The sequence below is a fragment of the Sphingomonas olei genome (assembly GCF_045369765.1).
In the GTDB taxonomy this organism is placed as follows: Bacteria; Pseudomonadota; Alphaproteobacteria; order Sphingomonadales; family Sphingomonadaceae; genus Sphingomonas; species Sphingomonas panaciterrae.
In genome coordinates, this window is sequence record NZ_JBIQEU010000007.1 from 78021 (window position 1) to 90340 (window position 12320).

Below are 12320 nucleotides of genomic sequence, written 5' to 3' on the forward strand. Positions count from 1 at the left end.
GCCCGATGTCCGCCCAGCGTCTCTTGCGCAAGATCCATTACTGGCTGTCGCCGGCCCTGTGGATCAGCCTGTTCGTGATCGCAATCACCGGGTCGCTGCTGGCGCTGAAGAAGGATGTGGATTTCCTGCAGCCGCCAACGCGGGACGGCATTGCGCCGGGGCTGCCTCACCGATCGCTGGCGTCGCTTGTCACATCGGTGAACGCGCTGCCCGCGCATGCCGGGGTGACGTGGAAGGACATCGACCGCATCGATGTGCGTCCCAAGGATGGCATCGCAAAAGTGATCCTGAAGTCGCGGCATGAAGTGCAGGTCGACCTGACGAGCGGGGCGGCGGTCGACACCGGCTATCGCACCTCCGACCTGTTGGAGACGATCCACGATTTCAGCTTCATGGGTGACTGGGCGAAGTATGTGCTGTCGTTCGGATCGGGGATCGCGCTGATCTTCATGGGCGCGACGGGGGTCTATCTGTTCGCGCTGCCGATGCTGGTGCGGCGCCGCAAGCGCATCGACAAGGAACGCCGCCGCCCGTCAGCTTGACCGCGACGGATCGGTCACGGCGTCGAACGCGCGGGCGTCGTCCGCACCGGCGCCCGGCATCGATCCCGTCTGCCGTTCGATCCAGCGGTGGATGACCGATGGCTGCGCATCCAGCCACAGATCGTGCAGCGCATCGCTGTTGGCGATATCGGCGCGGGTACGCCGTTCATTGTGCCGCACATATTCGAGCCAGGTCGGAAAGTGGAATCGCTCCATCCACAATTGCGGATCGGCAAGGTCGCGCATCAACGTCCAGTCGCGCGCGCCGTCGCGCCGCCGGATGCGGCGACGTTCACTCATCACGCTGAGGAAGGCGGGGATGTCTGCCTCTGCGATGCGATGTTCCACCGTGATGACGACGGGCCCGGTGCGCGGTTCCACCGGTACGGCGGTGTCGGGTTCGCGCCAGGTGTTCGCCGGATCCAGGTTGAGCTGGCTGATCTCCGGCAGGCGGCGGATCGCGCCGGCGAGGACGCTGAGCAACTGGATCCCCGCCGCACTCAGCAGCGCGATGGCGACGCCGTGCGTGCCGGCCACTGATCCGAACAGCCAGCTGCCCGCCGCCATGCCGCCGAACGCCGCCATCTGGTACAAGGCGACCGCGCGGGCGACGACCCAGCGCGGCGAGGCGAGCTGGACGCTGACGTTGAAGGTCGACAGCGCCAGCACCCAGCCAGCGCCCGCCAGCGCGAGGGCGGGCAAGGCGAGCAGGAAGATGCCCGCAGCGGTCACTGCGGCACCGACGGCGAGCGCCAGCGCGGCGATCTGCACGATCCCCTCGGTCGCCATGCGCATCCGCAAGCGCCGCGACGCCAAGGCGCCGCCGACCGCGCCGACGCCGAACGCGCCGTACAACAGGCCATAGACCAGCGGCCCACCGCCGATCAGGTCGCGCGCGACGATCGGCATCAGCGCGGGGATCGCGCTGGCCGCGACGCCGAACAGCGCCGCGCGGCCCAGCACCATGCGGATCGACGGTGACATGCGCACGTAGCGCAACCCCGCCGCCATCGCGAGGCCGAGCCGCTCGCGCGGCAGCTTGCGCGGCGGCAGGTTCGGGCGCCAGCGTGCAATGACGACGATCAACCCAACGTAGCTCAGGGCGTTGATGAGAAAGGCGGTCGCGGTGCCCGCCGCCGCGATGATCGCGCCACCGATCGCGGGGCCGGCGCTGCGCGCGATGTTGAACCCCATGCTATTGTACGCGACCGCGCTCGACAGCATCGGACGCGGTACCATGTCGCCAACCGACGCCTGCCAGGCGGGCCCGTTGATCGCGGTGCCGCAGCCGATCAGGAAGGTGAAGATCAGGAGCAGCCAGGGCGTGATCCAGCCCAGCCACGTGCCGATCGCGAGCAGCGCCGACACGATCAGCATGAAGCTTTGCGCGGTGAGCAGGATACGGCGCCGGTCGAGATTGTCGGCCACTGCGCCGGCCCATAGCGACAGCAGCATGATCGGCAGCGTCGTCGAGGCCTGGACCAGCGCGATCATCTGCGCCGAGGCGCCCAGGCTGGTCATCATCCACGAGGCGCCGACCGCCTGGATCAGCCCGCCGAAGTTTGACGACAGGCTGGCGATCCATACCGCGCGAAACAATGGAAGGCTGAAGGGGGAGTCGGCGGCGAAACGCATCCCTGGTGGAATGCAGAAGCCGCCCGCATGATCCGTCCCGCGGGCGGATCATCGATCTTTTGCCGCTGCCGGGCTCAGCCGGCCCGGCCGGCCCCCGCGCGCGCCGTCCTCTGCTGACCCCTCGACGCGGGCAGATCCAGCCAGTCGGTGGGCGGCAGGCCGTACAGCATGTCGAAGAATTCCAGCTGCAGCCGCGCGGCGTTGTACGAGCCGCTGTTCCACAGCATCACGATCCCGCTCTGCTCCGCCGGATCGAACAGCACCAGCGCGCCATAACCCTCCACTGCGCCGCGATGGCCGACCAGCGCATGGCCGGCATAATTGAAGCTGCGCCAGCCAAGGCCGTAGGAGGCCTGGGTCAGGGCGCGCTCCATGCCCGACCGGCGTCCGGCCGGCGGGGTGGAAACCCGTGGCATGTGCATCGTCTGCAGCATCTCGGCCGAGAGGACGTCTGGCGCCTTCCCCATCTGCGCCAGCATCCAGCGGGCAAGATCACTGACGGAGGAATTGACGCCGCCCGCGGCGGGCACGCGGTAATAGGCGTCCTTGACCGTTACCGGCGTGCGTCCGCGATGCGGCCGGGCCCAGCTGGGTGCGGATTGCAGGCCGAGCCGCCCGACGCTGGCGCTGGTCATGCCGAGCGGCGCGAAGAGCCGGGCGTGGGCGACATCACCATAAGGCTGGCCGGCGGCATGTTCGACGATCTCCGCCGCAGTATCATAGGCGATGTTCTGATAGGCGTAGCAGCTGGCCGGCGGGCAGAGCAGCGGCAGCGTGCCCAATTGTGCGCGCAGCGCGCGGGGATCGGCGCCCTGTTCGAGCCGGTCGTCCCATGCGTTGCGCACAATGCCGACGCGGTGCGAAAGCACGTCGGCGACGGTCACGTTGCGGCCCGCGGGCGATAGCTTCAGGCTGGTGTTCAGCCCCTCGACCGGTGCCTCCAGCGAGACGCGGCCTTCCTTGGCGAGCTTGGTCACCAGGGCGGAGGCCACGCCCTTCGATACCGAGGCCCAGCGGAATACCGTATCGGGGGTCACCGGGTCGCCCGAACCGGCGAGTGTCTCACCATAGCCGCGCAGGAAGCGCACCTTGCCGCGTTCGACCGCAGCGACGGCGAGGCCGACAAAATCCTTTTCCTGCATCAACAGCGCGATGCGCGAATCCAGCCGGCGATAATCGACACGGCCCGGTTCGGTCACGCCCTTGGTCGAGAGGAGATCGGGCACCGCCGGCTTGATCTCCTGCGTCGCCTGCACGACCACCGCGGACGAGCTTCTGAGGCTCATCATCACGACCGCGATCGCGGTGATGATCAGCAGCAGGGCCACCCCAAAGATGCGACGCCGCGTCCATGCCAGCTGCGGCGTGCGAAAGGGTTGAAGCATCGGGTTTCCGGCAAGTGGCAGAGGTCAGCGGGCTTATGCCGCGTCGCCCCGGTGGCGGCAACGTGCCCCGGTCAAAATCCTGGCGCGTTTTTCCGGGTAGTGACTGCCCCTTTCCAACCGTCAACCGGCACGCTAGCCACTCTCCCAAACAACCGTTCGCTATGTGAACAACAAAAGGGGGAGTATCATGATTACCTTGGCCATGGCGCTGGCGATCGGCGCCACGTCACCTGCCATCGCGCAAAGCCCCGCGGACCGGGCGATGCCCGCGATCCTGCCGCTGGAGCGGCGTGCGGAAACGGAGGATCGCTGGTTGAAGCAGCGGCTCGACACGCTGCTGCCGACGCTGATGCGCCGCGACAAGGTGCAGATGTGGGTGCTGGTCGCGGGCGAATATAACGAAGATCCGGTGATGGCGACGATGCTGCCCGCCACCTGGCTTCATGCCCGCCGTCGTACGATCCTCGTCTTCTTCGATCCCGGCGACGGCAAGCCGATCGAGAAGCTCGCGCTCGCGCGCTATCCGGTCGGCGATTTCCAGCCCTCCTGGAACCCCGACGAACAGCCCGACCAATGGGCCGAACTCGCGAAGATCATCGGCCAGCGCAATCCCGCGACGATCGCGCTCAATCGTTCGGAGGGCTTCCCGCTCGCCGATGGGCTCAGCTCCACCCATTATGAGGCGATCGTCCGTGCGCTGGGGCCGGACATGTCGAAGCGCCTCGTTTCGCACGAACGGCTCGCGCTAGGCTGGCTCGAGACGCGCATCCCGGAGGAAATGGCCGCCTATCCGACGATCTCGCGCATCTCGCATGCGATCATCGAGGAGGGCTTTTCCGATCGCGTCATCACGCCGGGGGTCACCACCTCCGATGACGTCGTCTGGTTCTTCCGCAACCGCATCAACGCGCTTGGCCTCGACACGTGGTTCCAGCCAAGCGTCGCCATCCAGCGCGCCGATGGCGGCAAGTTCAGCGTGCAGGAGATGGGCCATCGCGGTGACACGATCATCATGCCGGGCGACATGCTGCACGTCGATTTCGGCATCACCTACCTTGGCCTTAATACCGACATCCAGCGGCTCGCCTATGTGCTGAAGCCCGGCGAGACGCAGGAGCCCAAGGGGCTGCGCGACGGCATGGCGGCGATGAACCGCGTGCGCGCCGCAACGATCGCGGCGCTGAAGCCGGGCCGCACCGGCAACGAAGTGCTCGCCGCGGCGCGCCGGCAGGTGGAGGCGGAGAAGATCGACGGCACGATCTACTCACACCCGATCGGCCATCACGGCCATGGCGCAGGGACGTGGATCGGCGCGTGGGAAAGCCAGAAGCCGGCGCCCGGCCGCGGCGATTATCGCATCGACCCGAACACCGCCTGGTCGATCGAACTGAACGCACAGGCCAATGTGCCCGAATGGGGCGGGCAGAAGGTGCGTTTCATGCACGAGGAGAACGGCTTCCTCGCCGCGGATGGTACCTTCCGCTTCCTCGATGGCGGGCAGGAGGAATTCCTGCTGATCCCGCGCCAGTAGAAAATCGGGCTCATCCCGTAAAATCGGGATGAGCCCAGTCATGGGACAACGCAGACCGGCCGGCGCGACAAGCGCCGGCCGCAAAGGGAATCTAGCGTGCCCCGATCAGGTGAAACTTGGTCTGCCGGCCGTCGATGTAGCGAACGGTCTTGCCGTCGAAGAAGGCGTCTTCCTCGCTCTTGAAATCGACCATCTGGCCGCCCCATTCGGGCACCGCCTTGGTCGCCATCAATTCGATCGACCAGGCGATGTTCGGCCGCAGCTTGTATTCGCCGGTCGGCACGAACTTCTGCTCTTCCGACAGGCCGATCGAGCTGCCCGCGCCATGGCCGTGATAGCCTATCGGGTGCGAATAGATCGTCGGCTTCAGCCCCGCCGCGATCGCCTTGGCGCGCGCGCGGTTGAGCACCTCGTTGCCGGTCGCCCCGACGCGGAACTCACTGGTCACCGCGTCCTGCACCAGATTGTTGTCGCGCAGCCCCGCCTTCAGCCCGGCGGGCGCATCCGTCTCGCCGTCGCGCAGCACATAGGCGACGTGCTGCGTATCGGTGCTGAAATTGAGGTAATGGATGCCGAAGTCGACGCGCAGCATGTCGCCCTTCTGGATGACGCTCGCCTTTTCGCGCAGCACGCCCGGCACGCCCTTGCGGGTGACCTCCACCGAGGGGTGGAACCAGGATGCAAGGCCAAGGTCCGCGACGCGCTGGCGATACCACCAAACGAGATCCTCGTTTGTCGTCACCCCCGGCTTCACCACCGCCGGCGAGAAGCCCTCACCGATGATCGCATGGGCGACGCGCACGATCTCGGGATAGACCTTCATCTCCTCCGGCGTGCGCGTTTCCAGCCAGCCGATCGCCAGCGGATAGCCCGAGACGATGCGGCCCTGCTGCTCGGGCGTCAGCGCCTTCATCAGATCGGTATACTGGCTGTGGGTCAGGCCATCGCCGAATGCGGTCAGCGAGGAGATGTTGAGCGCGATCTTCTTCGGGTTACGTTCGGCGATCAGCTCGCGCACGCGGGCGAACTGGTCGGGCTGCTTCTCCATGTCCCAGACGGGCGTGTAAAGATCGCCCATGCCGTGCTTGCTGACGACCAGCCGCTCGATCGGCTTGCCCGCGCCCGGATCGAAGAAAATGATGATCGTCCGCCGGCGCGCGCGCAGGTTCGTCGCGTTCAGCATCGTCGAGACCACCGGGTCTTCGAGATATTCGCGCGCGATCAGCACCCACATGTCGATGCCGTTTTCACGCATCAGCTGCGGCAGCACGGTTTCGAAGCGACGCTCCAGCCACGCGTCACGCAGCTGCGCCTGATCGCGCAGGCTCATGATCTTCGGCAGCGCCGGCGACATCGACTGTTCTTCCTGCGCCATCGCCGCGGGCGCGAGCGCCACCATGGCGAACGCCGCAGCGCCGCCCAACAGGCTCTTCAAACGTGGCATTTCAGCCCCCTCCCTTATTATCCGAACGGCTTGTCGAGCGACGAGGGCGGCTGCGTGAAGAAACGCGGCCCCTGCTCGGTCATGAAGAAGCAATCCTCGATGCGGATGCCGAACTTGCCCGGCAGATAGAGGCCCGGCTCGTTCGAGAAGCACATGCCCGGCGCCAGCGGCGTCGTTTCGCCATGCACCAGGTTCACCGGCTCGTGCACATCAAGCCCGATGCCGTGCCCGGTACGATGCGACAGGCCCGGCAGCGCGTAGCGCGGGCCGTAGCCCAGCTTTTCATAATAGGCCCGCACCGCATCATCGACGCTGCCGGCCGGCGCGCCGACCTTGGCGGCGTCCATCGCGACATTCATGCCCTGACGCATATGGCCGAACACGCGGCGCTGCTCCGCCGTCGGCTCACCGAAGACGAAGGTGCGCGAGATGTCAGAGACATAGCCGTGCGTGCTGCAGGTGCAGTCCATCAGCACCACGGTGCCCTCGGTCAGCTTCAGCCGCTCCTTCGACCCGTGCGGCAGCGCGCTGCCCGGGCCGACCTGCGCGCTGCTCGACGCGCGCTGGCCGCCGAAACGCTTCAGTTCGCGCTCCATGATGGCGTTGATGTCATTGCCGGTCATGCCTGCCTGCACCTGGCCGTGCGTGGCGCGATAGGCGGCGATCATGATGTCGTTGGCGCGCTGTAGCAGCGCGATTTCGGTCGGGCTCTTGATCATGCGCAGCGCGTTGACGACACCGGCGCCCGACACGGTTTTCAGCCCCGGCAGCAGGCGGCGCACCCCATCGACGATGAAGAAGCGCACCGTCTCCTCTACCGCGAGCGTGCCGGCGCCGAGCTTCTTTTCCTTCAGCCAGCCGGCGATCAGCGCAAAGGGGCTTTCATCCTCCTGCCACACGCGCACGTCGCCCGGCACGTCGAGCATTTCGCGGATCGAGGGTTCCTCGAAGAAGGGAGTCACGATCAGCACCGGGCCGTCGGCCGGGATTACCGCCGCGGTGGTACGCTCGCTGCGCCACCAGTCGATTCCGGTGAAATACACCAGGCTCGATCCGGCCTCGACCAGCAGCGCGCCGATATTCCGGCGGCGCAATTCGGCCTGCATCCGGGCAAGCCTGGCCTCACGCTCGGCACGGCTGATCGGTGCGATCGGCGGGAAGGATGGCGTGGGGGCAGCGCCCTGCCCGGCGAGCACCGCGCCGGGCAGCGCGGCGAGCGCACCGCCCGCCGCCGCCCCGCGCAGCACGTCGCGGCGCGCGAGCCGGCCGATCACTTGCGCCCCCCGAGGTCGCGCAAGAGGAAGTCCCAATAATCAAGCTGCTTCAGATAGGCCGCGATCGGCACGCGTTCGTCCGTGCCGTGCGCGCGGCTGTCGTCCGCGCCCAGCGCCAGCGCGCCGGCGCCATAGGTAGGAATCCCGGCGCTGCGGAACTCGCGCCCGTCAGTGCCGCCCGACGACATGCTCGGCTTCAGCGCCACGCCCGGATAGGTCGCGTCCATCGCCTTTTGCAGCCGCGCGAACAGCGCCGGATTGACCGGCGACACCGGGCTCGCGACGCCTTCGCCGACCAGCGAGACGGTCAGCTTGTCATTGCCGACCGCCTGCGCAATCGTCTTCTGCACATCCTCCACCGACGTGCCCGGGAAGATACGGCAGTTCACCGTGGCGGTGGCATTCTGCGGCAGCGCATTGGGCGCATTGCCTGCCTGCAACATGGTGGAGACGCAGGTCGTCCACAGCAGGTTCGACTGGTGCGGATATTTCTCCGCCACGGCGCGCGCCGCGGCATCGTTCGGGTTCGCCATCAGCGTGGTCAGCGCGGTGCCGAGCTCGCCGCCCTTCTCCTTCGCCATGTCGGCGACCATGATGCGGGTGATCTCGTTGAATTCGACCGGGAAGCGAAGCGCCTCCAGCTTGGTCAGCGCGCGCGCGAGATCATAGATCGCATTGTCGGCGCGCGGCGCGGAACTGTGCCCGCCCGGATTCTTCGCCGCGATCGCGAAATTGGCGTAGGTCTTTTCCGCCGCCTGGATGTTGAAGCGGTACTTGCCGTCCTCCCCCATCGCGCCCGAACCGGCGTCGGAATTGAGCGCGAACTCGGCACGCGAGACGAGCGGGTGCTTGGTCAGCGCGCGCGTCGTCATCATGCCGCTTTCCTCGTCGCCCGAGAAGGCGAGCAGCAAGTCACGCTCCGGCACGAAGCCGGACTTCTTCAGGCGGATGAAGCTGGCGACCAGCGCGGTCACGCCGGCCTTGTTGTCGGTCGATCCGCGTCCGTAGATATATCCGTCCTTCTCGGTCGGCACATAGGGGTCGGTCGACCAGTTTTCCTTCAGCGCGTCGACCACGTCCATATGGCCGAGGAACGCGATCGGCTTCGCCTTGGCGTTGCGCCCGGCGTAGCGGACGACCAGCCCGGCGGTCTTTTCGCCGTCGATCTCGACCGGCACGGTCATGATCTCGTCGGCGGTGAAGCCGGCCTCACGCAGCCGCCTGGAATAATTCTCGATCAGCGTCGGCACCTGCCCGCGACCCTTGGCGGTCGGGATGGCGATCGCCTCCTCCAGCATCTGGCGTGCCATCGCCCGGTCGGCGTCCGTCACGGGCGCGGCCGACGCCGTCACGGCGGCAGACGAGAGGACAAGCGCCATCGCGGCACCGGCACACCAACGCAATTTCATAACAATTCCCCACCCACGAAAGATGCCGGAGGCGCTACAGCGCGCCTCCGGCCATTGGCAATGTTCCTTAGAAGCCAACCGACGCGCTGAGGAAGAAATAACGCCCGGTCGCATCGTAGAACTGCGGGTAGGTATTGCCGTTGCCGCCGTCCTCGATCGCCGCGGTGGTGGTGAGCGGCGGATCCTTGTCGAACAGATTGTTCACACCGGCGCGGAAGGTCAGGTCCTTGCGCACCTGGAATGCGGCGGCGAGATCGAAGTAGCTGCGCGAACCCAGTTCGCGGTTCACTTCGGAGAAGCTGCCGGTCAGCGCCGGCTGGCTGCTGGTCTGCGCGATCTTCACCGACGACACATAACGCCACGTCCCCGTCAGGCTGAACCGGTCGGCCGGTGCCCAGGTGGTCATGAACTTGTGGCGCCATTCCGGCCGCGGACGACCGCACAGGCCGGCATAGAGACCGGCGCATTCATACACGTCGGCCTGCGGCGAATTGGGCAGCGGCACCGTCTTGTAGGAGTCGAGATAGGTGCCGACCAGGTTGAAGCTGAGGCGACCGGCGTTGATGCCCAGATCGTTCAGGTTCAGGCGGTAATCGACGACCACGTCGACGCCCTTCGTCTGCAGCGATCCGGTGTTGACGTTGAAGCGGCGGAAATAGCCGTTCTCGCCCTGCCACAGCGATCCGCTGTCGGGGCTGCGCTGGATCAGGCTGCAGAAATACGGGTCGCCATTCGCCAGGCAGTTGGCGATCGACAGGTTCGGATTGACGCTGCCGACGAGGTTCTCGACCTTGATGTCGAAATAATCGACCGAGATGACGAGACCGGGCACGAAGCGCGGTTCGAACACCGCGCCCAGCGACAGCGTCTTGGCGGTTTCCGGATCGAGCGCCGGATTGCCACCGATCAGCGAGTTGAACTGGCCGGCCGGATTGTCGACGATGTTGCCATATTGGCCCGCCGTCACGCCGGTACGGGCGCATTGCGCGAAGGTCGCAATCGGCACCGCGCCCGAGCACGGATCGAACGAGCCATTGGCATTCTCGGTCAGTTCGACCTCGAACAATTGCTGGCTGGAGAACAGCTCGATCACGTTGGGCGCACGCACCGCGCGCTGGTACGACCCGCGGAAGCGGAAATCGCGCACCGGCGACCAGTTCAGCCCCAGCTTGTACGTGTCGGTCTTGAAGCCGCTGTCATAATCCGAATAGCGATAGGCGCCTTCGAACGACAGGCTGTGGAAGAACGGCTTCTGTTCGACCAGCGGCACGATCAATTCGCCGAAGAATTCCTTCACCGCGACCGAGCCGTTGATCGGCAGTTCGGGGCTGGCGGCCGCCTGGTAGATTTCGTCCGGCTGGTAATCGACCGAGTTCTTGCGATATTCATAGCCGAACGCGACCGCGACGCCACTGTTGGCGAAGGGCGAGGTGAAGCCCCATTCGCCAAGGTCGCCGTCCACCGCTGCGACGATGTTGACGAGGTTGGTGTCGCCGGTGATCGACTTCACCTCGGCGACATAATCCACCGCATCCTGGCTGGCCGCACCACTGAAATAGTTGAGCGGCGAGCAGCGCGCGTCATTGTTGTTCGGGTTGGCATCGGCGTTGATCGCGCAGACGATCTGCCCGGCCGAATTGCGCACCGCGTTGAACGCATTGGCGGTCCGCTGGCGGTTAGCGTCGCCCGAGAAGCGGCTGCGGTAATTCACCTTCGAATAGATGCCGTAGACATCATATTTGAACGGCCCGGCGATGTCGCCGCGCGCGCCCAGCACGATGCGGTAGCTCTGGTGCGTGATGTCGTCCTGGCGGTTGCCGCCCTCGACGTTGCGGCGCGCGACCAGCACGCCGTTCGCCACCGACTGCGGCCCGACATAATTGCCCGCCGCGTCATAGATGCTGCCGGTCGACAGGCCGCGGCTGGTGCACAGGAAGTTCGCCTGCTGCGCGCTGAGGAACGGGTTGTCGCAGTTGATGCCGCTGATGCTGCCCGCGCCCACGGTGATGCCCGCACTGTTGGTGCCCGGCGCGATCTGCGCGACCGAGCGATCCTCCATGAACGACAGTTCGAGATAGGGGACGAAATTGTCGTTCACTTCATAATGCGCGTTGGCGCCGAAGGAGTAACGCTCGTCCGGGCGCTGGTAGTAATTGTACGGCGCGAAATTGTAGGTCTGCGTGCCCGGCACGAACTGACCATCGCGGGTGGCGCGGAACGAGGTCGGCAGGCCGGGGATACGGCCGGCGTTGGTGAAGTTCGCCGGATCGTTGGTCGCCGAGCCGCTGCACGAGAAGGCATTGCCGCCCGGGCCCGTCGCGCCCAGGGCGCAGGCGCTGTAATCATAATCCTTCTGCAGGATCGGATTGACCTTGCGGTAGGTCGCATAGGCGGTGACGTTGCCGCGATCATCATCGATGTTGCCGCCGACGACGGCCGACAATTCGGTGGTGAAGCCGTTCCAGACGCTCTTGTCCGGCTTCAGATACGCGCCCGGCACCGCCTGGTTATTGCGGTCGAGCAGGTCGCGCAGCCCCTCGTCATTATTGTTGTGCTGGAAACCCGCGATGCTGCCGGAGAAGCGGATGCCGCTGAAATTCTCGAGCAGCTTGAAATTGACGACGCCGGCGATCGCGTCCGAGCCATAGACTGCCGATGCGCCGCCGGTCAGCACCTCGACCGACTGGATCAGCGGGGTGGGCACCTGGTTCAAGTCGGACGGGATGTTCTTGGGCGAACCATAAGGCAGGCGGCGGCCGTTGATCAGCACCAACGTGCGCGACGGGCTGAGGCCGCGAAGGTCGACCTGCGCGGTGCCGGTCGCCTCGTTTGAATTGGCCGCGCCCTGCGCCGCGAACACCTGCGGCAGCTGGTTGACGAGATCCTCGGTACGCACCGTACCGCGCACCGCGAATTCCTCCGACGACACAGTGGTCACCGGGCTGACGCTTTCCAGATTGGGCGAGCGGATGCGCGAGCCGGTGATGACGATTTCGCCATCGTCCATCGGGCCGGCGGCCTCGGCAATGCTGTCCTGCGCCATCGCGGGCGTGGCGACGCCGCCCAGCATGACCGCCGAGCACAGCAGAAATTGACGCAA

Annotated in this window: 8 protein-coding genes; 2 read left to right on the forward strand and 6 right to left on the reverse strand. The window is 66.1% G+C overall.

The window, feature by feature from the left end; translation table 11 throughout:
- Positions 1-5: 5 nt before the first annotated feature.
- A complete protein-coding gene (locus ACH0BU_RS09995) occupies positions 6-542 on the forward strand; it encodes a PepSY domain-containing protein (protein WP_500264008.1) in 537 nt (178 codons plus the stop codon).
- On the opposite strand, the gene ACH0BU_RS10000 is transcribed toward ACH0BU_RS09995, so the two are convergent.
- Entirely contained in the window at positions 534-2177 is a 1644-nt protein-coding gene (locus ACH0BU_RS10000; RefSeq protein WP_046408256.1) for an MFS transporter, read from the reverse strand. The two genes, ACH0BU_RS09995 and ACH0BU_RS10000, sit on opposite strands and share 9 nt — an antisense overlap.
- Before the next feature lie 74 nt (positions 2178-2251).
- Positions 2252-3562 carry a serine hydrolase domain-containing protein gene (locus tag ACH0BU_RS10005; RefSeq protein WP_296217808.1) on the reverse strand — a complete coding sequence of 437 codons (1311 nt, stop codon included), beginning with the start codon at positions 3560-3562 and terminating at the stop codon, positions 2252-2254.
- A gap of 187 nt (positions 3563-3749) precedes the next feature.
- On the opposite strand from ACH0BU_RS10005, the gene ACH0BU_RS10010 reads away from it, so the two are divergent.
- Positions 3750-5093, forward strand: coding sequence for a M24 family metallopeptidase (locus ACH0BU_RS10010; protein ID WP_314471778.1), 1344 nt, complete (start codon positions 3750-3752; stop codon positions 5091-5093).
- A 91-nt stretch (positions 5094-5184) separates the two neighbouring features.
- Here the strand turns inward: ACH0BU_RS10010 and ACH0BU_RS10015 are convergent, their stop codons facing one another.
- The 4 genes from ACH0BU_RS10015 to ACH0BU_RS10030 all read right to left on the reverse strand — a co-directional run bounded on the left by ACH0BU_RS10015 (position 5185) and on the right by ACH0BU_RS10030 (position 12320).
- Positions 5185-6537, reverse strand: a complete 1353-nt coding sequence (locus ACH0BU_RS10015; RefSeq protein WP_296217812.1) for a M24 family metallopeptidase — start codon at positions 6535-6537, stop codon at positions 5185-5187.
- 17 nt (positions 6538-6554) lie between these two features.
- Positions 6555-7811: a M24 family metallopeptidase gene (locus ACH0BU_RS10020; protein ID WP_296217814.1), complete on the reverse strand. Its 1257-nt coding sequence runs from the start codon at positions 7809-7811 to the stop codon at positions 6555-6557.
- Entirely contained in the window at positions 7808-9220 is a 1413-nt protein-coding gene (locus tag ACH0BU_RS10025) for a M20/M25/M40 family metallo-hydrolase (RefSeq protein ID WP_296217816.1), read from the reverse strand. Before ACH0BU_RS10025 ends, ACH0BU_RS10020 begins: the two co-directional genes overlap by 4 nt.
- 67 nt (positions 9221-9287) lie before the next feature.
- Entirely contained in the window at positions 9288-12320 is a 3033-nt protein-coding gene (locus ACH0BU_RS10030; RefSeq protein ID WP_052742466.1) for a TonB-dependent receptor domain-containing protein, read from the reverse strand.

Coding starts and splice junctions, on each gene's coding strand:
- ACH0BU_RS10010 (WP_314471778.1), top strand. CDS start 3,750: ATGATTACCTTGGCCATGGCGCTGGCGATCGGCGCCACGTCACCTGCC.
- ACH0BU_RS10000 (WP_046408256.1), bottom strand. CDS start 2,177: ATGCGTTTCGCCGCCGACTCCCCCTTCAGCCTTCCATTGTTTCGCGCG.
- ACH0BU_RS10025 (WP_296217816.1), bottom strand. CDS start 9,220: ATGAAATTGCGTTGGTGTGCCGGTGCCGCGATGGCGCTTGTCCTCTCG.
- ACH0BU_RS10005 (WP_296217808.1), bottom strand. CDS start 3,562: ATGCTTCAACCCTTTCGCACGCCGCAGCTGGCATGGACGCGGCGTCGC.
- ACH0BU_RS09995 (WP_500264008.1), top strand. CDS start 6: ATGTCCGCCCAGCGTCTCTTGCGCAAGATCCATTACTGGCTGTCGCCG.
- ACH0BU_RS10015 (WP_296217812.1), bottom strand. CDS start 6,537: ATGCCACGTTTGAAGAGCCTGTTGGGCGGCGCTGCGGCGTTCGCCATG.